The organism is Streptomyces sp. NBC_01176, from assembly GCF_045039825.1.
Lineage (GTDB): Bacteria > Actinomycetota > Actinomycetes > Streptomycetales > Streptomycetaceae > Streptomyces.
Genome location: NZ_CP108600.1, coordinates 10002692 through 10024980, shown reverse-complemented (window position 1 = coordinate 10024980; position 22289 = coordinate 10002692). Strand labels below are relative to the sequence as shown.

Annotated in this window: 10 protein-coding genes; 8 read left to right on the top strand and 2 right to left on the bottom strand. The window is 73.2% G+C overall.

Going from position 1 to position 22289, the window contains the following annotated elements:
• Window positions 1-58 precede the first annotated feature (58 nt).
• Both OG199_RS43255 and OG199_RS43250 read right to left on the bottom strand, forming a co-directional pair.
• The gene (locus tag OG199_RS43255; protein ID WP_405827178.1) at window positions 59-9961 is read right to left on the bottom strand and encodes an SDR family NAD(P)-dependent oxidoreductase; all 9903 of its coding nucleotides are present in this window, start codon (window positions 9959-9961) and stop codon (window positions 59-61) included.
• 182 nt (window positions 9962-10143) lie between these two features.
• Window positions 10144-11004, bottom strand: a complete 861-nt coding sequence (locus OG199_RS43250) for a 1,4-dihydroxy-6-naphthoate synthase (RefSeq protein WP_401810109.1) — start codon at window positions 11002-11004, stop codon at window positions 10144-10146.
• Window positions 11005-11402: 398 nt separating this feature from the next.
• Between OG199_RS43250 and mqnE the strand changes: the two genes are divergently transcribed.
• The 8 genes from mqnE to OG199_RS43210 all read left to right on the top strand — a co-directional run bounded on the left by mqnE (window position 11403) and on the right by OG199_RS43210 (window position 22144).
• On the top strand, window positions 11403-12566 hold the full coding sequence (gene mqnE, locus OG199_RS43245) for an aminofutalosine synthase MqnE (RefSeq protein WP_401810111.1): 1164 nt from the start codon (window positions 11403-11405) through the stop codon (window positions 12564-12566).
• Between the two features lie 113 nt (window positions 12567-12679).
• Window positions 12680-12982, top strand: a complete 303-nt coding sequence (locus OG199_RS43240; RefSeq protein WP_168525150.1) for a ferredoxin — start codon at window positions 12680-12682, stop codon at window positions 12980-12982.
• Window positions 12983-13070: 88 nt separating this feature from the next.
• Window positions 13071-13835: a thioesterase II family protein gene (locus tag OG199_RS43235; RefSeq protein ID WP_401810113.1), complete on the top strand. Its 765-nt coding sequence runs from the start codon at window positions 13071-13073 to the stop codon at window positions 13833-13835.
• A 164-nt stretch (window positions 13836-13999) separates the two neighbouring features.
• Complete coding sequence (locus OG199_RS43230) at window positions 14000-14899, top strand: menaquinone biosynthetic enzyme MqnA/MqnD family protein (protein ID WP_405827182.1); 900 nt, start codon at window positions 14000-14002, stop codon at window positions 14897-14899.
• 52 nt (window positions 14900-14951) lie between these two features.
• A complete protein-coding gene (mqnC, locus tag OG199_RS43225; RefSeq protein WP_405834369.1) occupies window positions 14952-16157 on the top strand; it encodes a cyclic dehypoxanthinyl futalosine synthase in 1206 nt (401 codons plus the stop codon).
• 37 nt (window positions 16158-16194) lie between these two features.
• A complete protein-coding gene (locus tag OG199_RS43220) occupies window positions 16195-17187 on the top strand; it encodes an ATP-binding cassette domain-containing protein (protein WP_405827184.1) in 993 nt (330 codons plus the stop codon).
• Window positions 17187-18044: an ABC transporter permease gene (locus tag OG199_RS43215; RefSeq protein WP_401809973.1), complete on the top strand. Its 858-nt coding sequence runs from the start codon at window positions 17187-17189 to the stop codon at window positions 18042-18044. The genes OG199_RS43220 and OG199_RS43215 overlap by 1 nt, the downstream gene beginning before the upstream one ends.
• A 29-nt stretch (window positions 18045-18073) precedes the next feature.
• Entirely contained in the window at window positions 18074-22144 is a 4071-nt protein-coding gene (locus tag OG199_RS43210; RefSeq protein WP_405834371.1) for an AMP-binding protein, read from the top strand.
• Window positions 22145-22289: the final 145 nt, after the last annotated feature.

The following is a 22289-nucleotide window of genomic DNA, read 5'->3' as shown; positions in this document are numbered from 1 at the left end:
ACTCAGCTCCACTGTTCTGCTTCGGGCTTCGGCGGACGGGGCGGGTGAGGCGGGCCGGTCAGGGGGCCGAGTCGCCGAGGGCCAGTTGTACGAGGTCGTCGATGTCCATCGTGTGGATCAGCTCGCTGTCGTCGGGGCCGGCGGCGGTGTCGGCTTCCACCGGGCCTTCCGGCTCGGCGAGCGCCAGCAGCGCGGTCAGCAGGCCGCTGTCCTGAAGGCGGGCCAGCGGGATGGTGGACAGCTTCTTGCGCAGCGTGTCCTCGTCGGCGTCCGCGGGTCCTGCGGTGTCGGGGAAGAGCTCGGTGTAGAGGTGCTCGGCCAGGTGGCCGGGGGTGGGGTAGTCGAAGACGAGGGTGGTGGGCAGGCGCAGACCGGTGTCGTGGTTGAGCTGGTTGCGCAGTTCGACGGCGGTCAGGGAGTCGAAGCCGATGGTGCGGAACGCCTGGCCGGGTTCGATGCTCTGGCCGTCGGCGCGGCCGAGGACCGAGGCGGCCCGGTCGCGCACGAGGTTGCGCAGGGCGAGCTTGCGGTCGGTGGTGGAGAGTTCGGAGAGCCGGTGCCTGAGGTCCGCGGCCTGTGCCGCGGTGTCGTCCGGGCCGGCCGCCGGCGCCGCCGCCGCTTCCGGGAGCACGGACAGGAGCGGGCTGGGACGGCTGCTGGTGAACGTGGGGAGGAACCTCTCCCAGTCCACGTCGGCGACCACCACCGTGGCATCCCCGACGTCCAGCGCGCGTCCGAGCCCGGTCAGCGCACGGTCGGGGTCCATCGCCCGCAGACCCCGTCGCGCCAGCTCGACGGCTCCGTCGTCCGTCACCATTCCCCCGCCGCCCCAGGGACCCCAGGCCACCGCCGTACCGACGAGCCCTCGGACCCGGCGGCGCTCGACCAGCGCGTCGAGGTGGGCGTTGGCGGCGGCGTAGGCCGACTGGCCGCCGCTGCCCCACACCCCGGCGATCGAGGAGAACACCACGAACGCCGACAGGTCCCGGTCTTTCAGGAGGGTGTCCAGGTGGGTGGCGCCGGCGGCCTTGGCTCCCCATACGTCGGCGAGGTGCTGGGCATCGGCGGTGTCGATCGGTGCGGCGTCGCCCCGGCCCGCGGCGTGGAACACCGCGTCGACGGCGTGCCGGTCCAGCAGGGCGCGGACCTCGTCGCGGTCCGCCATGTCGCAGGCCTCCAGGGCGACCTGGGCGCCCAGGTCGCGCAGTGCGTCGGCGAGTTCGACGGCACCGGGCGCTGCCGCTCCGCGGCGGCTCGTCAGGACGAGGTCCCGTGCGCCGCGCTGTACGAGCCAGTGGGCGAGGCGCGCGCCGAGGGCGCCTGTTCCGCCGGTCACCAGGACGGGGCCGCGCGGGGTCCAGGCGGTGGCCGGGGCCGAGGTGGCGGAGACCGGGGCGTGCACCAGACGGCGGGCGAGGAGTTCGGGGCCGCGTACGGCGATCTGGTCCTCGCCGGACACGAGGGCGGCGGCGATGCCGGCGAGGGTGTGCCGGTCGGGCTGCCGGTCCGGGACGTCCACCAGGCCGCCCCAGCGGTCGGGGTGTTCCAGGGCGGCGACCCGGCCGAGGCCCCATACGGCGGCCTGTGCGGGATCGGCCGGTTCCTCGGCCGGTCCGTCGGTCGACACCGCGCCGTGCGTCACCGTCCAGAGCGGGACCGTGAGGCTCGCGTCGCCGAGGGCCTGGACGAGCGCGAGGGTCGCCTCCACGCCGCCGGCGGGGGCGAGGCACGACAGCACGCCCGCGACGGCGCCGCCTTCGGCGGCCTGTACGAGGATCCGTGCGAGCGCGGCACGATCCGTCCGAGGGGGGCAGGTGAAGCGGTCGGCACCGGGGACGAACTCCTCGATGCCCGCCAGCGCGTCCTCGTCCGGGGGCTGGAGCAGGATCCAGCGGCCCGGTACGGGTGCGGGAGGAAGCGGTACGGCCGCCGGCTCCCAGTCGACGCGGTAGCGCCAGCCGTCCACGCGTCGCTCGACCGCGTCCTGTGCGGGTTCGGGCCAGAACCGCTCGCGCTGGAAGGCGTACGTGGGCAGGGTGATGGTCCGCGCGCCGGTGAAGAGCGCGGGCCAGTCGACGGTGACCCCGTGGGTGAACGCCGCCGACAGGGCGGCCAGGGCGGTGTCCGTCTCCGGGCGGTCCTTGCGCAGCGTGGGCGCGAAGAGCATCTCCTCGCCGCCGGAGACGCCGGACTGGGCGAGGGCGGTGAGGGTCCCGTCGGGGCCCAGCTCCACGAACCGGGTCACACCCTGCTCTTCGAGCCACTCGATGCCGTCGGCGAACCGTACGGCCTCACGGACGTGGCGGACCCAGTAGTCGGCCGACTCCAACTCCCCTGCTCCGGCGGCCTGTCCGGTCACGTTCGAGACGACCGCGATGCGGGCCGGCGCGTAGGTGACGCTCTCGGCGACCGTGCGGAACTCGGCGAGCATCGGTTCCATCAGCGGCGAGTGGAAGGCGTGGGAGACGCGCAGACGGGAGGTACGGCGGCCCAGGGCCGCTATCTCCTGCGTGACCGCCGACGCTGCGGTCTCGGTACCGGAGACCACCACCGAACGCGGGCCGTTGACGGCGGCGATCGACACCTCGTCCGTCAGCAGCGGGAGCACCTCGTCCTCGGACGCCTCCAGCGCGAACATCGCTCCACCGGACGGCAGTTGCTGCATCAGACGGCCGCGTGCCGACACCAGCCGGCAGGCGTCTTCGAGGGAGAACACCCCCGCCACATGCGCAGCGGCGAGCTCCCCCACCGAGTGGCCCACCAGGAAGTCAGGGCTCATCCCCCACGACTCCACCAGCCGGAACAGGGCGACCTCGATCGCGAACAGCGCGGGCTGAGTCCAGCCCGTCTCGTTCAGCAGATCCGCGTCCTCACCGAACACCACACCCCGCAGACCCTCGTCCAGGTGAGCGCACACCGCGTCGAAAGCCTCCGCGAACACGGGATACGCCTCGTACAACTCCCGCCCCATACCCAGGCGTTGTGCACCCTGTCCGGAGAAGAGGAAGGCGAGCTTGCCCTCGCTCGCGACGCCCTGGACCACACCTGAGACGCTCTCGTCGCGGGCGACGGCGGCGAGGCCCGCGAGGAGTTCCTCGCGGTCGCCGCCCCGGATTACGGCGCGGTGCTCGAACGCCGACCGGGTCCTGACCAGCGACAGACCCACGTCGGCGGGGTCCAGGTCGGGGTGGGCCTGGGCGTGAGCCAGCAGCCTGGCGGCCTGGGCGTGCAGTGCCTCGGTGCCGCGGCCGGAGACGACCCAGTGGGTCACGGGGACGGGTCGGGGAACCGTTGTCATGGTGTCCTCGGTGGCCGTCTCCGGTGCCTGTTCCAGCACCACGTGCGCGTTCGTCCCGCTGAACCCGAAGGCCGAGACCGCGGCCCGGCGGGGCCGTGCGGTGTCCGGCCAGTCCACGGACTCCGTCAGGAGCCTGACCTCGCCCGCGGACCAGTCGACGTGGGTCGAGGGTTCGTCGACATGGAGGGTGGCGGGCAGCACGCCGTGGCGCATCGCCTCCACCATCTTGATCACACCCGCCACACCCGCGGCGGCCTGCGTGTGACCGATGTTCGACTTCACCGACCCCAGCCACAACGGCCGTCCACCGTCACGGTCCCTGCCGTACGTCGCCAGCAGCGCCTGCGCCTCGATCGGGTCACCCAAAGACGTACCCGTACCGTGCGCCTCCACCGCGTCCACCTCCGACGCCGACAGACCCGCACTCGCCAGAGCAGCCCGGATCACCCGCTGCTGGGACGGACCGTTGGGCGCCGTCAGACCGTTCGACGCACCGTCCTGATTCACCGCCGAACCACGCACGACGGCCAGCACCGGGTGACCGTTGGCGCGCGCGTCCGACAACCGCTCCACGAGCAGCACACCCACACCCTCACCCCACCCCGTACCGTCCGCACCCTCCGCGAACGCCTTGCACAGGCCGTCGGCGGCCAGGCCGCGCTGACGGCTGAATTCGACGAACGCCGCCGGGGTCGACATCACCGTCACACCGCCGACGAGTGCCATCGAGCACTCCCCCGAGGTGAGCGCGCGGATCGCCCAGTGCAGGGCGACGAGGGAGGCCGAGCAGGCCGTGTCGACGGTGACCGCGGGGCCTTCGAGGCCCAGGACGTAGGAGACCCGGCCCGAGATGACGCTCGCGGCGTTGCCGGTGCCGAGGTAGCCCTCGGTGTCGGCGTCCGCCGTGCTGAGCACGTGTGCGTAGTCCTGGCCGTTGGTGCCGGTGAAGACTCCGGTGCGGCTGCCGCGCAGGGAGCGGGGGTCGATGCCGGCCCGTTCGACGGCCTCCCACGACGTCTCCAGCAGCAGGCGCTGCTGCGGGTCCATGGCGAGGGCCTCGCGGGGCGAGACGCCGAAGAAGTCCGCGTCGAACGATGCGACGTTCTCCAGGAAGCCGCCGCGGTTGGTGTACGTCGTGCCGCGGCGCCGGGACTCGGGGTCCGGGTCGTGGAGGGCGGCCAGGTCCCAGCCGCGGTCGGCGGGGAAGTCGGTGATTCCGTCGCCGCCCTTGAGGAGCATGTCCCACAGTTGCTCGGGGTTCTCGACCCCGCCGGGGAAGCGGCAGCCCATGCCGACGATCGCGACCGGGTCGTCGGCGAGGTCGGTGGGTGTGCCGGGGTTCCGCCGTGCGGACTGTGCGGACTGTGCGGTGGTGGGGGCGAGTTCGGCGAGGAGGAGGTCGGCGACGGCGTTCGGGGTGGGGTGGTCGAAGACCAGGGTCGCGGGCAGGGCGAGGCCGGTCTCGCGGGTGAAGGCGTTGCGCAGTTCCATGGCGGTGAGGGAGTCGAAGCCCATCTCCGCGAAGGGGCGGTCGAGGGCGATCGACGCGTCGCTGCCGTGGCCGAGGACACCGGCGACCGTCGTACGGACCAGCGACCGGACAGCCGCCCGCCGCTGTTCCTCGGGGAGCGCGGCGAGCGTGCCGCCCGCGGGTGCCGTGCCGCTCGCGCCGGCGCCCGCGGCCCGTCGTAGCGGGGTGCGGCCGGCCAGGGAACGCAGGACGGGGGGAAGCCCGGCCGCGTTCCGGCGCAGGGCGGGCAGGTCGACGCGCAGGGGCAGGGGGGTGCCGTCGGTGTGGGACAGGCAGCGGTCGAAGAGCGCCAGTGCTTCCCGGGTGGGCAGGGCGCCGATGCCGCTGCGGTCGATGCGGCCGCGCTGTGCGGTGTCCAGGTGGCCGGTGATGCCGCTGTCCGCGGCCCACAGTCCCCAGCCGATGGAGAGGGCGGGGCGTCCTTCGGCGCGGAGGTGTCCGGCGAAGGCGTCCAGGAAGGAGTTGGCCGCGACGTAGTTGCCCTGGCCGGGGTTGCCGAGGGTGGCGGCGGCCGAGGAGAACACGACGAACGCCGTCAGGTCGAGGGTGCGGGTCAGCTCGTGGAGGTGGACCGTGGCGTCGACCTTGGGGCGCAGTACGGCGTCGAGGCGTTCGGGGGTGAGGGAGGTGATGAGGCCGTCGTCCACCACGCCGGCGGCGTGCACGACGGCGCCCAGCGGGTGGTCGCGCGGAATGGCCGCCAGCAGTGCGGCCAGGGCGTCGCGGTCGGTGGTGTCACAGGCGGCCGCGGTGATGTCGGCGCCCGCCTCGGCCATTTCGGAGACGAGTTCGCGGGCGCCGGGCGCGTCCGCGCCCCTGCGTCCGGCGAGGACGAGGTGGCGTACGCCGTGCTCGGTCACCAGGTGGCGGACGGTGGCGGCGCCGACGGTGCCGGTGCCTCCGGTCACCAGGACCGTGCGCTCGGGGTCGAAGACCGGTGTCCGCGAAGGCTGCCCGGCACCGGTGCGGGTGAGGCGGGGCAGCAGGACCCGGCCGTCGCGCAGGGTGACGTCGGGCTCGTCGTGGCGCAAAGCCTCGGCGACGGCCCGCGGGTCGGGCCGGGGGGTGTCGGTGTCCATGAGCAGGAAGCGGCCGGGGTGCTCCGCCTGGGCGGAGCGCACGAGTCCGCGGACGGCCGCGGCGGGCAGGTCGGCGGCCGTCTCGCCGTCGGCCGCGGCGACGGCGCCCGAGGTGAGCAGGAGCAGGCGGGAGCCGGTGAAGCGGTCGTCCGTCAGCCAGGTCTGCAGCAGGGTGAGTGCGGTGGTGGTGGCGGTGCGGACGGCTTCGGCGGTCGCTGTGCGGTCGTCGAGGAGGGTGTGGAAGGGGAGGGCGACGACCTCGGGCAGGGGGCCGGTGCCGGCGGCGGCGAGGAGGTCGTCGAGGGAGGCGTGGACGGCGAGTCGGGGGGCGTTCGGCAGCACCGGTCCGGGCGAGGCGGTCCATACGACGCCGAAGATGTCGTCGTTCCGCGCGGCCGTGGAGAGCGGCAGGTCCGACGCGGTGAGGGTGCGCGTCCTCAGGCCGTCCGCGCTGAGGACGGGGGCGCCGGTGGTGTCGAAGAGGCCGAGCGCGACGGTGCCGTCCGGGCGGGGGCGGACACGGACGCGTACGGACTCGGCGGCTGTGGCGTGCAGGGTGAGGCCGGACCACGACAGGGTGTGCGGTGCGGGGTGTCCGGTCGCGGAGAGGGCGAGGAGGGCGCCCTCGACGAGGGCCGGGTGCAGGGCGAAGTGGCCGGCCTCGGCGCGCTGCGGCTCGGGCAGCACGGCGTCGGCGTACACCTCGTCGCCGAGTCGCCAGGCGGCTGTCAGGGTGCGCAGGGCGGCGCCGGGTACGGTGTCGCGGTCCTCGAGGGTGCGGTACAGCTCGTCGATGTCGAGGGGGGTGGCACCGGCGGGCGGCCAGGCGGCGGGGTCCTGGTGCTCGGCGGCCGTCGCGTGGTCCGGCAGCCGGAGCAGGACGCCTCGTGCGTGCTGCTGCCAGGGGCCGTCCCCTGTGGGGTCGCTGGGGTCGGCGGGGCGGGAGTGCGCGGTGAACGTCCACCGGCCTTCCTCCTCGGTGCCCTCGACCACGGTCTGGATCTCGGTCTCGCCGGTCTCGGGCAGGACGAGGGGCAGGTCCACGGTGAGTTCGGCCAGGTGCGGGCTGCCGAACCGGGAACCGGCGTGCAGGGCGAGGTCCGTGAAGACCGCGGCGGGCACGAGCGGTGTGCCGAAAGCGGTGTGGTCGGCGAGCCAGGGCTGGGTCCGGCGCGAGACGCGTCCGGTGGAGACGACGGTGTGCGAGCCGGCGAGCGCGACGGACGTGCTGAGCAGCGGGTGTCCCGTCGTCCGGGCGGTGCCCTTGGCGACGGGGTCGAGCCAGTAGCGCCGGCGCTGGAAGGCGTAGGTGGGCAGGGTGACCGGCGGGCAGTCGTCGCCCTGGATCACGGCGGCCCAGTCGACGGGGATGCCGCGGGTGTGGAGGGTGGCGATCGTGCCGAGCGCCGTGAGCGGCTCGGGGCGGTCCTTGCGCAGGACGGAGGCGAAGAGCATGTCCTCGTCGCCGGTGACGCCGGTCTGGGCGAGGGCGGTGAGGGTGCCGTCGGGGCCGAGTTCCACGAACCGGGTCACGCCCCCCTCCGCCAGCGTGCGCACCCCGTCGGCGAACCGTACGGCCTCACGGACGTGGCGCACCCAGTAGTCGGCCGACTCCAACTCCCCTGCTCCGGCGGCCTGTCCGGTCACGTTCGAGACGACCGCCATACGGGCCGGCGCATACGTCACGCTCTCGGCGACCGTGCGGAACTCGGCCAGCATCGGCTCCATCAACGGCGAATGGAAAGCGTGGGAGACGCGCAGACGGGAGGTACGGCGGCCCAGGGCGGATATCTCCTGCGTGACCGCCGACGCTGCGGTCTCAGCACCGGAGACCACCACCGAACGCGGACCGTTGACCGCCGCGATCGACACCTCCGCATCCCGGCCCTCCAGCAGCGGGAGGACCTCGTCCTCGGACGCCTCCAGCGCGAACATCGCTCCACCGGCAGGGAGTTGCTGCATCAGACGGCCGCGTGCCGACACCAGCCGGCAGGCGTCTTCGAGGGAGAACACCCCCGCCACGTGCGCGGCAGCCAGCTCCCCCACCGAATGACCCACCAGGAAGTCGGGACGCACACCCCACGACTCCACCAGCCGGAACAACGCCACCTCGATCGCGAACAGCGCCGGCTGAGTCCAGCCCGTCTCGTTCAGCAGATCCGCGTCCTCACCGAACACCACACCCCGCAGACCCTCGTCCACGTGCGCGCACACCGCGTCGAAAGCCTCCGCGAACACGGGATACGCCTCGTACAACTCCCGCCCCATACCCAGGCGTTGCGCGCCCTGGCCGGAGAAGAGGAAGGCGAGCTTGCCTCCGCCGCGGCGGGCCGTGCCGACGACGGCCTCGGGGGCGGGGGCGGCGTCCGCCACGGCGTCGAGGCCGCGGATCAGGGCGTCGTGGTCGTCGCCGAGGACGACTGCGCGGTGGTCGAACACGGAGCGTGTGGTGGCCAGGACGTGTGCCACGGCGTGGTCGCCGTCGTCGGGGTGGGTGTCGAGGTGGGTGAGCAGACTGCGGGCCTGGGCCTGGAGGGCCTGCGGGGTCTGTGCGGACAGCAGCCAGGGCACGACCGGCGGGGTGGCGGCGGTTCGTGTCCGGGATGCGTCGGCCGGTGCGTCGTCGCCCCGGTCGTCCGTCGGTTCGGCGGGCGGTGCCTGTTCCGGTGCCTGTTCCACGATGACGTGGGCGTTGGTGCCGCTGACGCCGAAGGCGGAGACGCCCGCCCGGCGCGGCCTGCCCGGGTCGGTCCACTCGACCGGTGACGTCAGCAGGCGGACGTCGCCTTCCGTCCAGTCGACGGTGGTGGACGGCTGGTCGACGTGGAGGGTGCGGGGCAGTCGCCGGTGGCGCAGGGCCTGCACCATCTTGATGACGCCGCCGACGCCCGCGGCGGCCTGGGTGTGGCCGATGTTCGACTTGAGCGAGCCGAGCCAGAGGGGGCGGCCGGCGGGCCGGTCCTGGCCGTAGGTGGCCAGCAGGGCCTGGGCCTCGATGGGGTCGCCGAGGGTGGTGCCGGTGCCGTGGCCCTCGACGGCGTCGACGTCACCGGGCCGGAGGTCGGCGGCGGCGAGCGCGGCGCGGATGACCCGTTGCTGCGAGGGGCCGTTCGGAGCGGTGAGGCCGCTGCTCGCGCCGTCCTGGTTGACGGCGGAGCCGCGGATGACCGCGAGGACGTCGTGGCCGGCCCGCCGGGCGTCCGAGAGGCGCTCCAGGAGGAGCATGCCGACGCCCTCGCCCCAGCCGGTGCCGTCGGCGGCGTCCGCGTAGGACTTGCAGCGGCCGTCGGCGGACAGTCCGCGCTGGCGGCTGAACTCCATGAAGGTGACCGGGGTGGACATCACGGCGACACCGCCGGCGAGCGCGAGGTCGCACTCGCCCGCGCGCAGGGCCTGGACGGCCAGGTGCAGGGCGACCAGTGAGGAGGAGCAGGCGGTGTCCACCGTGATGGCGGGGCCTTCGAAGCCGAAGGTGTAGGCGATGCGTCCGGAGGCGATGCTGGCCGCGCTGCCGTTGCCGATGTAGCCGTCGAGTCCCTCGGGCGGTTCGGGGAAGCGCGAGCCGTAGTCGTTGTACATGACGCCCGCGAAGACGCCGGTGGCGGTGCCCTTCAGGTCGGCGGGCCGTATTCCGGCGCGCTCCATGGCCTCCCAGGTGACCTCGAGGAGCAGGCGCTGCTGGGGGTCGGTGGCGAGGGCCTCGCGGGGTGACATGCCGAAGAAGTCGGCGTCGAAGTCGACGGCGTCGTGCAGGAAGCCGCCGTGGCGGGTGTAGCAGGTCCCGGGGTGGTCGGGGTCGGGGTCGTAGAGGGTGTCGACGGACCAGCCGCGGTCCTCGGGGAAGTCCGAGATGCCGTCGGTGCCGCTGTCCACGAGGTGCCACAGGTCTTCCGGGGTGCGTACGCCGCCCGGGTAGCGGCAGCTCATGGAGACGATGGCGATGGGTTCCGTGGCCCTCGACTCGACCTGGTGCAGGCGGTTGCGCGTGCGTTGGAGGTCTGCGGTGACGCGCTTCAGGAACTCGTGAAGTTCGCGGAGCCTGTCCTCGGTCACGGATCGGTTCCCTTCGACTGCGGGGCCCGTGGTGTCGCCGGTGGTACGTCGGTGGCGCGGGCGGTGGCGGTCCCGGACGGGTGCGGGCGGCCTGGGGCCGATTATGCGGACGGCCGGGGGTGGCTTCCGGACCTGCGGTGACCGGCTCTAAGAGATCCCCTAGCGTTGGCGGGCGCTGGACTCTAGAGGCTCGGGGGGAAGTCCAGGGCGCCGTCGGGTACGGCGGGCAGCAGGCCGAGGTCGGCGCTGCGGCCGAGGAGTTCGCGTACGGCGGCGTGGCCTTCGTCGCCGAGTTCCGCGGTGAAGGAGTTGACGTAGAGCTCGATGTGCTGGTCGACGACGTCCGTGGCGAGTTCCTGGGCGTGCTTGAGGACGTAGGGGCGGGAGGCGGCGGGGGTGTCCCAGGCGGCGCGGACGGAGGCGCGGACGGCGTCGGCGAGGGCGGTGAGACGGGTGGCGCCGAGGCTGCGGCGGGCGATGATGGCGCCGAGCGGGACGGGCAGGGTCGTCTCCTTCTCCCATTCCTCGCCCAGGTCGGCGACGCTGTGCAGGCCGTAGTGGCGGTAGGTGAAGCGGGCCTCGTGGATGACGAGGCCGGCGTCGACGAGGCCGTCGCGCACGGCGGGCATGATCTCGTGGAAGGGCAGGACGACGATCTCGCCGACGCCGCCGGGGACGGCGCGGGCCGCCCAGAGTCGGAAGAGGAGATAGGCGGTGGAGCTCGTGCTGGGTACGGCGACGCGGGCGCCGGTGAGGCTGCCGGCCGGGCCGGTCTGCCGGCGCAGGACGAGCGGTCCGCAGCCGCGGCCGACGGCGCCGCCGCACGGCAGCAGGGCGTAGGTGTCGAGTACGTGCGGCAGGACGCCGTAGGACACCTTGAGGACGTCCAGTTCGCCGCGTTCGGCGAGGCCGTTGGTGACGTCGATGTCGGCCAGGCGCACGTCGGTCCCGGGAGCCCCGGGGATCAGGCCGTGGGTCAGGGCGTGGAAGACGAACGTGTCGTTCGGGCACGGGGAGTGCGCCAGGGTCAGTGGTGACGTCATGCGGCCCGCCTCAATCTCTGCCGTGAGTGATCCGGTGACGGCGCTCGCGCGCCCCCTCCAGGAAAGCCGCAGTGGGTGTGGGGTTTTCCCCAGACTGTCCTCCGCGAAGATGAGGGAGCCTCATCCGACGTGGCCGGAACCCCTGTGTTCCGGTCAGGGAGCGGTCCAAGTGCCGCTGTTTCCAGGAGGGTTCGGGCTCGTCCGGAAGCGGGCGGACCGGCCGGCCCGGGTCGGGTGGCGCGGCTCCGCACCAGTTCCGCCCTGCCGGATCCACGGCGGCGCGAGTCGTCCGCGAAGACGGGTGGCTCGGCCGGGGCCCGCAGACGAGTTACGTGCCACCCGCGTACTCGCACTCACTACGTGTGCCGCCAGGCACTGACCGAGGAGGTTCCCCGGTAATGGACGCAGGGCTCAAGCGTGAGCTGGAGGAGAAGGTCTACTCCGGTGAACGGCTGTCCCGCGAGGACGGCATCGCGTTGTACGAGTCGGACGAGCTGGCCTGGCTGGGCGAGCTCGCGCACCATGCGCGCACGGTCAAGAACGGCGACGTGGTCCACTTCAACGTCAACCGCCACCTCAACATGACGAACGTGTGCACCGCGTCGTGCGCCTACTGCTCGTTCCAGCGCAAGCCGGGCGAGATGGACGCGTACACGATGCGCATCGAGGAGGCGGTCCGCCTCGCCAAGACGATGGAGAGCGAGCACCTCTCGGAGCTGCACATCGTCAACGGCCTGCACCCGACGCTTCCTTGGCGCTACTACCCGCGTTCGCTGCGGGAGCTGAAGAAGGCGCTGCCGAACGTGTCGATCAAGGCGTTCACGGCGACGGAGATCCACCACTTCGAGACCATCTCCGGGCTGCCCGCGTCGGAGGTCCTGGACGAGCTGATCGACGCCGGCCTGGAGTCGCTGACCGGTGGTGGCGCGGAGATCTTCGACTGGGAGGTGCGTCAGCACATCGTCGACCACCGCACCCACTGGGAGGACTGGTCGCGCATCCACCGCCTCGCGCACTCCAAGGGTCTCAAGACGCCGTGCACCATGCTGTACGGGCACATCGAGGAGCCCCGCCACCGTGTCGACCACGTCCTCAGGCTCCGTGAGCTGCAGGACGAGACCGGCGGCTTCCAGGTGTTCATCCCGCTGCGCTACCAGCACGACTTCGTGGACATGAAGGACGGCAAGGTCCGCAACAAGCTCCAGGCGCGCACCCAGATGGCGACCGGTACCGAGGCGCTGAAGATCTTCGCGGTCTCCCGGCTGCTGTTCGACAACGTGCCGCACGTGAAGGTGTTCTGGGTCATGCACGGCCTGCACACCGCGCAGCTCGCCCTCCAGCACGGCGCGGACGACATGGACGGCTCGGTCGTCGAGTACAAGATCACCCATGACGCGGACAACTACGGCACCCCGAACAAGCTGACCCGCGAGGATCTTCTCGACCTGATCCGCGACGCCGGCTTCCGCCCCGTCGAGCGAAACACCCGCTACGAGATCATCCGCGAGTACGACGGCCCGGACCTCGCCCGCCGCGACGAGCCGCAGCCGATGCGTGTCTGACGCGCCGGGCCGCGGCGGACGGTGTGTCCTGCCGCGGCCTTCCTTCTCCCCCTTCACTCCCGCGCACCGCGGTGCGCGCTCTCACGACACGATCGGCAGACAGGCAGGTGGACATGTCCCAGCAGACGAGCGGCGAGCAGGCCTTCGAGGTCTGGATCGACCATGAGCTGTGCACCGGCGACGGTATCTGTGCCCAGTACGCGCCCGAGGTGTTCGAACTGGACGTGGACGGCATCGCCTATGTGAAAGACGAGGACGACGAGCTCCTCCAGGAACCCCGCGCGGCCACCCGGATCCCGCTGGAGCTTCTGCCGGATGTCGCCGACTCCGCCAAGGAGTGCCCCGGCGAGTGCATCCACGTGCGCCGTGTCGCCGACGACGTCGAGGTCTGGGGTCCGGAGGCGGAGAGCGCCTGAGGCTCCGCCGCCCCCGCAGCCAGTTCCGCACCGTTCACCGGGCCCCTGTGCCCGGTGCGCCGATCCCCTGGAAGGACATCCGCGTCCCATGAGTCCAAGTCCCGCGGACGATCTGTGGATCCGCAGTTTCCGTCCCGCTCCCGAAGCGGCCGAGCGTCTGGTGTGCTTTCCGCACGCGGGGGGTTCCGCCAGTTTCTACCTGCCGGTCGCCGCGGCCCTCAGTCCCGGCGTCGACGTGGTCGCGGTGCAGTACCCGGGCCGGCAGGACCGGCGTCATGAGCCGGGGCTGACCTCGGTGGCCGAACTCGCCGACCGGGTGGCCGAGGCGCTGCGGGCCTGGCAGGACCGGCCGCTGACGTTCTTCGGGCACAGCATGGGGGCGGTGGTCGCCTTCGAGGTGGCCCGGCGTCTGGAGCGGTCCGGGAGCGGACCGGTGCGGCTGTTCGCGTCGGGGCGGCGGGCGCCGTCCCGGACCCGGGACGAGAGGGTGCACACCCTCGGTGACGACCGGCTGATCGCCGAGATCCGGGCGCTCAGCGGTACCGACAGCCGGCTTCTCGACGACGAGGAGCTGCTGCGCATGGTGCTGCCCGCGATCCGTAACGACTACACGGCCGTCGAGACCTATCTGGCCGCGCCGCAGGACACCGTGCGCTGCCCGGTGACGGTGCTGGTCGGCGACGACGACCCGAAGACCTCGCTGGACGAGGCGCGCGCCTGGGAGGGCCACACGCTCGGCGGCAGCACGCTGCAGGTGTTCCCCGGCGGTCACTTCTACCTCACCGACCGGGCGGCGGACGTCCTCGCCGTCCTCACCGAGCACTTCACCGCGACGGTCTCCCGCGGGGCGTAGGACCGGCGCGGGCTGCCGGGCAGGGCCGCACACGTTCAGGCGGGCGCCGGGATGCTCCTCTCCCGGCGCGTCGCACACCCCCCCTTTGTCCCTCCTCGTTCCGTGCGCCGGGCACCGAGTACGCCCCGCCGCCCCTCTTCGACCCGCTCCGGGAGCGTCCAGAGATGACCGAACCACTCGTCGCAGAACCGTCGTCGGCGCTGCGCACCAAACGTCGCCGCCCCCGAGTCGGGCACATCGAGTTCCTCAACTGCCTGCCGCTGTTCTGGGGGCTGGCCCGTACCGGCAGCCTGCTCGACCTGGATCTGCGCACGGACAGCCCGGACGGCCTCAACAGGGCGCTGGCCGCCGGTGATCTCGACATCGGGCCCATCAGCCTGGTCGAGTTCCTGCGGCACGCCGACGACCTGGTGGCCCTGCCGGACATCGCGGTGGGCAGCGACGGCGACGTCATGTCGTGCCTGATCCTCAGTCAGGTGCCGCTGGAACAGCTGGACGGCGAGCGCGTCGCGCTGGGCTCGACCAGCCGGACCTCGGTGCGGCTGGCCCAGCTGCTCCTGGAGGAGAAGGTGGGTGTGCGGCCCGAGTACGTGGTGCGGCCGCCCGACCTGCGCACGATGATGACCGAGGCACGCGCGGCGGTCATCATCGGTGACGTGGCGCTGAGTGCCGCGCTGCACGAGGCCCCCGGACTCGGCCTCCAGGTCCATGACCTGGGCCGGATGTGGAAGGAGTGGACCGGACTCCCGTTCGTGTTCGCCGTGTTCGCGGCGCGCCGCGACTTCCTCGCCCGCGAGCCCGCTCTGGTCCACCAGGTCCACGCCGACCTGCTGGCCTCCCGGGACCTGTCGCTGCGCGAGGTGACCGAGGTGAGCGAACAGGCCTCCCAGTGGGAGGAGTTCGACGCCGGAACGCTGGAGCGGTACTACACGGAGGCGCTCGACTTCCGGCTCGGCGCGGAGCAGTTGGCCGGCATCGAGGAGTTCGCCCGCCGGGTCGGCGGTGCGGCCGAGGGCTTCCCGCCCGACGTGGCCGTACGCCTGCTGGACACCGCCCCCGAGTGAGACCCCCGCCATGACCAGGAACACCATCCACAGCCCCGGAAAGGCCGGCACCATGCCCCGACCTACCCCGTCCCCGTTGCAGTCCGTCCTCGACCGTGCCGCCGAGGGTGAGCGCATCACCCCGGAAGAGGCGCTCGACCTCTACCGTGACGCCCCGCTGCACGCGCTGGGCGCCGCCGCCGACGCCGTACGCCGCCGCAAGTACTCCGGCACCGAGCACATCGCGACGTACATCATCGAGCGGAACATCAACTACACGAACGTGTGCGTCACGGCGTGCAAGTTCTGCGCCTTCTACGCCGCGCCCAAGGACACCGCCAAGGGCTGGACCCGCGACCTCGACGACATCCTGCGCCGCTGCGCGGAGACCGTCGAACTCGGCGGCACCCAGATCATGTTCCAGGGCGGACACCACCCCGACTACGGCGTGGAGTACTACGAGAAGCACTTCTCCGCGATCAAGGAGAACTTCCCCCAGCTGGTCATCCACTCCCTCGGCGCGTCCGAGGTCGAGCACATGGCCCGGATCTCCAAGGTCGGCGTGGAGGAGGCCATCACCCGCATCCACTCCGCGGGTCTGGACTCCTTCGCGGGCGCCGGCGCCGAACTCCTCCCGGCCCGCCCCCGCAAGGCGATCGCCCCGCTCAAGGAGTCCGGTGAGCGCTGGCTGGAGATCATGGAGGTCGCGCACGGGCTGGGTGTCGAGTCGACCTCGACGATGCTCATGGGCACCGGTGAGACCAACGCCGAGCGCATCGAGCACCTGCGGATGATCCGCGACGTGCAGGACCGGACCGGCGGTTTCCGCGCCTTCATCCCGTACACCTACCAGCCCGAGAACAACCACCTCAAGGGCCGCACGCAGGCCACGCTCTTCGAGTACGTGCGGATGATCGCCGTCGCGCGTCTGTTCCTCGACAACGTCCGCCACATCCAGGGCTCCTGGCTGACCACCGGCAAGGAGGCCGGCCAGCTGACCCTGCACTACGGCGCGGACGACCTCGGTTCCGTGATGCTGGAGGAGAACGTCGTCTCCTCGGCCGGTGCCAAGCACCGCTCCAACCTGGTGGAACTGCTCACGCTGATCCGCGGTGCCGGGCGGGTGCCCGCGCAGCGCTCGACGACCTACGAGCACCTCAAGGTCAACGACGACCCGGCGAACGACCCGGTCGACGAGCGGGTCGTCTCCCACATCTCCTCCACCGCGATCGCGGGCGGCACCGCCCACCCCGAGCTGAAGCTGATCTCCGCGAACTGAGAAGTCCCACCGAACGCAGAAACAGGACGGAGAAGCCATGCCGGGCGCCATCCACGCTGAGGGCCTCGTCAAGACCTTCGGGAAGATCCGGGCTCTCGACGGAGTCAGTCTCACGGTCCCGGAGGGCACCGTGCTGGGTCTGCTGGGCCCCAACGGGGCGGGCAAGACCACCGCCGTCCGGGTGCTCACCACTTTGCTGCGCCCCGACGCGGGCACCGCCACGGTCGCGGGCCACGACGTGGTCCGCGACCCGGACCTGGTGCGCCGGTCGATCGGGCTGTCGGGGCAGTTCGCCGCCGTCGACGACCGGCTGACGGGCCGTGAGAACCTGCGCATAATCGGCGAGTTGTACGGCATGCGGGCCGGCGCGGCCCGGCGGCGGGCGGAGGAGCTGCTCGCGCAGTTCGAGCTGACCGGGGCGGCCGGACGGGTGTCCAGCACGTACTCGGGCGGCATGCGCCGGCGGCTCGACCTCGCGTGCGCGCTGGTGGTGCGGCCGTCGGTGATGTTCCTCGACGAGCCGTCGGTGGGCCTCGACCCCACCAGCCGCCTGCTGCTGTGGGAAGCCATCGACCGGCTGGTCGACGCGGGCACCACCCTGCTGCTGACCACGCAGTACCTGGAGGAGGCGGACCGCCTCGCCCGGGACATCGCCGTCGTCGACCAGGGCCGGATCATCGCCCAGGGCACACCGCGCGAACTCAAGACACGGACCAGCCGGCAGCAGATCGAGATCGTGGTGGAGCGCGCCGACCAGATCGCGGGCGCCGCCACGCTGCTGGGCCGCTTCAGCACCCGCGCACCGGACGTGGACCGGGCCAGGTCCCTGGTCTCCGCGCCGGTGGACGGCGGCGTGCACCTGCTGACCGAGGTCATCGGCGCCCTGGCCGGCGCCGGGATCGAGATCAGCGACATCAGCCTGCGCCAGCCGACCCTCGACGAGGTGTTCCTGGCCCTGACGGACCCGCCCCGCGGTGACCGGCCCGCACCCGCGATGGTGTCGGCCGGCGCGTCGAACGAGAAGGAGTGATGACCGTGGCATGGGCGGTACAGTCCCGCGGCGGGGACGCCCTGCGCCCCGCGTCCGCGGCGAAGGCGATCCACGACGTGGTCGTGATCACGCGGCGCAACATCATCAGGATGGTCCGCATCCCCGAGGTGCTGGTCCTCAGCCTCGTGCAGCCGATCGTGTTCGTCCTGCTCTTCGCCTACCTCTTCGCGGGCTCCTTTGCGCTGCCCGGCGCGGGCGGCCCTGAGGCCTACCGCGAGTACATGATGCCCGGCTTCTTCGCGCAGACCATCGCCTTCGCGACCGCCAGCAACAGCAGCGTGGGCATGGCCAACGACCTCAAGAGCGGCATGGTCGACCGGTTCCGCTCGCTGCCCATGTCCCGCGGGGCGCTGCTGACCGGCCGCGCGCTCGCCGACCTGGTGCAGAACTCCGCCGTGATCGTGGTGATGGTGGGCTGCGCCCTGATCGTCGGCTGGCGCATCCACCACGGATTCCTGCACGCGGGCGCGGCGTTCGGGCTGCTGCTCCTGCTGGGCTACGCCCTGTCGTGGGTGGGTGTGCTCATCGGTCTGTCGGTCCGCGCGCCGGAGGCCGCCGCGACCGGCAACTTCCTGTGGCTGTTCCCGCTGACCTTCCTGTCCAACGCGTTCGTCGCACCGTCCACGCTCCCGGCCCCGCTGCGTTTCGCGGCGGAGTGGAATCCGCTCACGGCCACCGTCCAGGCGGCCCGTGACCTGTTCGGCAACCCCGGGCTGCACGCGACGACCGGCTGGCCCGCCGAGCACGCCGTGGCGGTGTCCGTGACGTGGTCGGTCGTCATCGCCCTGGTGTGCCGGACGCTGGCGGTGCGCCGCTACCGCTCGTCCGCCGCCTGACCGCAGGGAGTCCGAGGAGCGTGAGTGACATGTTCCGTGCCGATCTCGTCCGGCCGCTGCACGAACTGCTCGCCGAGCACGCCGAGCAGCGGCCGCGGCAGCCCGCGTTCCGCGACGCTCACCGCTCGGTGACGTACGCCGAACTCGCCCTGCGTACCGCCCGGGTGGCCGGCCATCTCGCCGAACTGGGCCTGGAACGCGGCACGCGGGCCGTGATCTACCTGCCCAACCGGGTGGAGACGGTGGAGAGTTACCTGGCCGTCACGCGGGCGAGCGCGGTCGGTGTCCCGCTCAACCCGCAGTCGACCGACGCCGAGCTGTCCTTCCTGCTGGACGACTGCGGGGCCCGGATGGTGATCACCGGGGTGGCCCAACTGCCCCAGGTGCGCCGGGTCCTGGTCGACCGGCCGGGGGTCGCGGTCGTCGTGGTGCCGGACCCCTCCGGGCCCGGGGAGGAGCACGGTCTGCCGCGCTACGAGACGCTGGCGACGACCTGGTCGATACGTCATCCGCCGCGCGACGACCTGGGCCTGGACGAGCCGGCGTGGATGCTCTACACGTCCGGCACCACGGGCCGTCCCAAGGGCGTGGTCTCCACCCAGCGGTCGTCGCTGTGGGCGACCGGCGCCTGCACCGCCCCGGTCCTCGGGCTGTCGCCGCGGGACCGGGTGCTGTGGCCGATGCCGCTGTTCCACGCCGTCGCGCACAACGTGTGCGTGCTCGGGGTGGTGGCGGTCGGCGCGACGGCCCGGATCACCGACGGGCTGGCGGCGGACGAGATCCTGCGCGCGGCCCGCGAGGAGCGCTCCACCTTCCTCGTCGGGGTGCCGACGATGTACCACCACATGGTCGAGCGGGCCCGGTCCGACGGCTTCGACGCCCTGGCGGACCTCAGGCTGTGCATGGTCGCCGGCTCCTCCTGCCCGGTGTCGCTGCACGAGTCCTTCCGTGCCGCGTTCGGACTGCCGCTGCTGGACAGTTACGGCAGCACCGAGACCGGCGGCGCGATCACCACCAACCTCCCCGAGGGCCCGTACGTGCCGGGCTCCTGCGGGCTGCCCGTACCGGGACTGACGCTCCGTCTGACGGACCCCCGCACCGGGGAGGAGGTGCCCGGCGGGGCGGAGGGCGAGGTGTGGGTCTCCAGCCCGGCGCTGATGCTGGGCTACCACCGCCAGGACGAGGCGACGGCGTCCGTGCTGAGCGACGGCTGGTACCGCACCGGGGACATCGCCTGGCAGGACGAGGCCGGGTACGTCACGATCAGCGGCCGCCTGAAGGAACTCATCATCCGCGGCGGCGAGAACATCCATCCCGGCGAGATCGAGAAGGTGCTGGGCCGGGTGGAGGGGGTCGCGGACGCGGCCGTGGGCGCGAAGCCGCACGACACGCTCGGCGAGGTGCCGGTGGCCTACCTGGTGCGCGGGCCCGGCGGCATCGACCCGGACGCGGTCCGGGCCGCGTGCCGCGCGGAGCTGTCGGCGTTCAAGCTGCCCGAGGAGCTGTACGAGGTCGACGAGATCCCGCGCAACCCCGCCGGGAAGATCGCCCGCAAGCGTCTGGCCGGGCTGCCCGGCCGGCTGCTGTGGCGCAGGGCCCGGGCGGCGGAGCAGTCCTCGCGGGTCTACGAAGGGGCCCTGGAACTGGGCCTGGTGGACGGCGCGCACCCGCTGCTGCAGGCCGCGGTCGAGCTGCCCGGCGGGGACGGCGTGCTGTTCACGGGCCGGCTGCGGGGCGGCGGGCACGCTCCGCTGCCGTCGCGCACGGTGGCCGGTAGGGCCGTCGTGGCGCCCGCGGTGCTCGCCGAGCTGGTGCTGCACGCCGGGGACCACGTCGGCTGCGGACACCTGGTGGAACTGAGCACCGGCGAACCGCTGGTGCTGCCCGAGCGGGACGGTGTCCAGCTGCGGGTGAGCGTCGGGGCCGCCGGTGACGAGGGCGTACGTCCCGTGACCGTGCACGCCCGGCGGGACGGCGGGGGCGCGGCCGGGCGGCCCTGGACCCGCCACGCGTCCGGCACCCTCGCGCCCGGCCTCCCCGACCCCGACGACCCGGGTGAACCGGCCGTGTGGCCGCCCGCGGGTTCCCGGCGCGTCCCCTTCGAGGAGCTGCCGTCCGGCGACGGCGTGCCGCGCGAGCTGCGGACGGTGTGGCGGCGCGACGGCGAGCTGTTCGCCGAGGTCGCGCTGCCCGACGACAACCGTGAGCAGGGAGCCCTGTTCGGACTGCACCCGGCGCTGCTGGACGCGGTGCTGCGGCCCCTGCTCCTGCACACCCGGGTGGATCCGGCGGTCCAGGCGCCCGCGCCGGACGGCTACGCAGACGGCCTGTGGTGGCCGGACGCCTGGCACGGGGTGACGCTGCACGCCTCCGGGGCGTCCGTGCTGCGCGTGCGGGTACGGCCGCGGCCCGACGGCGGATTCGGCATCGAGGCCGCCGACGCGGCCGGCGATCCCGTACTGAGCGTGGAGTCCGTGACCTCCGGCGGACTGACCCGCTCCGCGCTGGCCCGGGCGTCGGCCGTCCAGCAGGACGGCCTGTTCGCCCAGGTGTGGGACGACGTGCGGCTCACGCCGGCCGCGCGGCACGGCGACGAGCGGTGGGCGGTGGTCGGCGACGACCCGCTGCGGGTCCGCGCCGGTCTGATGGCCGCCGGGCGCTACTCGGAGACGTATCCGGACCTCGGCGCCCTCGCGAAGGCCGTCGCGGACGGCGGCGCGCCGCCGCACGTGGTGGTCGTCTCCCCCGCGTCGGCCGCCGCCGGAAGCGGGGCGGACGTCGCGGACGCGGTGCGCGGCGCCGTGCGCGAGGGACTGGAGTGGGCGCGCCGGTGGGGCGATCCGCTGTTCGCGGACAGCCGGCTGGTCGTGCTGACCCGGGACGCCGTGCCCGCCTGGGACGGTTCGACGGTGCCGGACCTGCCGGCCGCCGCGCTGTGGGGGCTGGTCGGCGCGGCGCAGGACCGGGCACCGGGCCGTTTCCTGCTGGTCGACACGGACGCCTCCAAGCGGTCCTGGCGCGTCCTGCCCGACGCGGTGGCCTCCGGCGAACCCCGGCTGGCGCTGCGCGGCCGTGCGGCGCGCGCGCCGCGAATCGAACGCGTCGGGCCCGGCGCCGGCGCACCGGTGCCGGCCCCGCGCGGCACGGGCCCGCTGCTGGTGGTGCGGGCCGGGGCGACCGCACCGGTCGGGCGTCTGCAGGCCGGACTCGGCTCGCGTGAGGTGCTGTTGGCCGACACCGCGGGGCCGGACCCGGACACCGCGGCGGAGGCAGGGGTGCCGGGCACGTCCGTGGCCGGGTGGGACGCGGCGGACCCGGTGGCGTCCGTGCGCCCGCTGCGGGCGGCCGGTCCTTCGGCCGTGCTGTTCGCGGCGGCCGTGCACCTCGCCTCCGAGGGACCCGACGGCGATGTCGACGCGGTGCTGCGGCCGGTCGTCGACACCGCGCTCGCCCTCGGCGACGGGCTCGCGCCCGGGGACGTGGACCTGTTCGTGCTCAGCTCCCCGGCCCCCGCGGCGGCCGCCCCCGGGCTGGTCGCCGAGGCCGCCGGCGCGTTCCTGGACGCGTGGGCGGTGCGGCTGCGGGCCGGCGGTGTGCCGGCCGTGTCGGTGCGCGGGAGCGACCTGGACTCGCGGGAGGCCCTCGACCTCTTCGACGCGGCGCGCTCGCTGGGGCTGCCCGCGGTCGTCGCCGCGCGCACCCCGCTGGGCGGCACCGGCTCCCGGGGCCCGCTCACCGGCTCGGCCGCGCTGCGGCGGGGGCTGGTGCGCGGTGCGGGCCGCCGGGTGGCCCGTGACGCGGTGGCGGACCCGTCCGGGCTGCGGCACCGGCTGGCGGCCCTGTCGGACGCGGAGCAGGAACACTCCCTCATCGACCTGGTACGCACGCACTTCGCCGCCTCCCTCGGGCTGCCCGGCGGCGCCCAGGTGCCGCCGGACGGCGAGACCCGGGAGCTCGGCTTCGACTCGCTGACGGCGCTCACCGCGCGCAACGCGCTGGTCGAGGCGACCGGGCTGCCCCTGTCGGCGGCCGTGGTGTTCGACTTCGCCACGCCGGCCGGGCTCGCCCGCCATCTGAAGAAGGAGCTGCTCGCCCGCTGAACCAGCCTGTCCGACAGGCCCGTTGAGGCGGGTTCCCCGGCCGGGCGGTGCGGCACCTGACGGTGGTGCCGCACCGCCCGGCGCCGTCGTGACGCGGGAGGTCCGCCGTCATGACGCCGCACGACACAGAACGCCCGAAGGCGGA

Excerpts from the sequence above, each read along its gene's own strand:
- OG199_RS43250 (WP_401810109.1), bottom strand. The coding sequence starts at position 11,004 with ATGACGTCACCACTGACCCTGGCGCACTCCCCGTGCCCGAACGACACG.
- mqnE (WP_401810111.1), top strand. The coding sequence starts at position 11,403 with ATGGACGCAGGGCTCAAGCGTGAGCTGGAGGAGAAGGTCTACTCCGGT.
- OG199_RS43240 (WP_168525150.1), top strand. The coding sequence starts at position 12,680 with ATGTCCCAGCAGACGAGCGGCGAGCAGGCCTTCGAGGTCTGGATCGAC.
- OG199_RS43235 (WP_401810113.1), top strand. The coding sequence starts at position 13,071 with ATGAGTCCAAGTCCCGCGGACGATCTGTGGATCCGCAGTTTCCGTCCC.
- OG199_RS43230 (WP_405827182.1), top strand. The coding sequence starts at position 14,000 with ATGACCGAACCACTCGTCGCAGAACCGTCGTCGGCGCTGCGCACCAAA.
- mqnC (WP_405834369.1), top strand. The coding sequence starts at position 14,952 with ATGCCCCGACCTACCCCGTCCCCGTTGCAGTCCGTCCTCGACCGTGCC.
- OG199_RS43220 (WP_405827184.1), top strand. The coding sequence starts at position 16,195 with ATGCCGGGCGCCATCCACGCTGAGGGCCTCGTCAAGACCTTCGGGAAG.
- OG199_RS43215 (WP_401809973.1), top strand. The coding sequence starts at position 17,187 with ATGACCGTGGCATGGGCGGTACAGTCCCGCGGCGGGGACGCCCTGCGC.
- OG199_RS43210 (WP_405834371.1), top strand. The coding sequence starts at position 18,074 with ATGTTCCGTGCCGATCTCGTCCGGCCGCTGCACGAACTGCTCGCCGAG.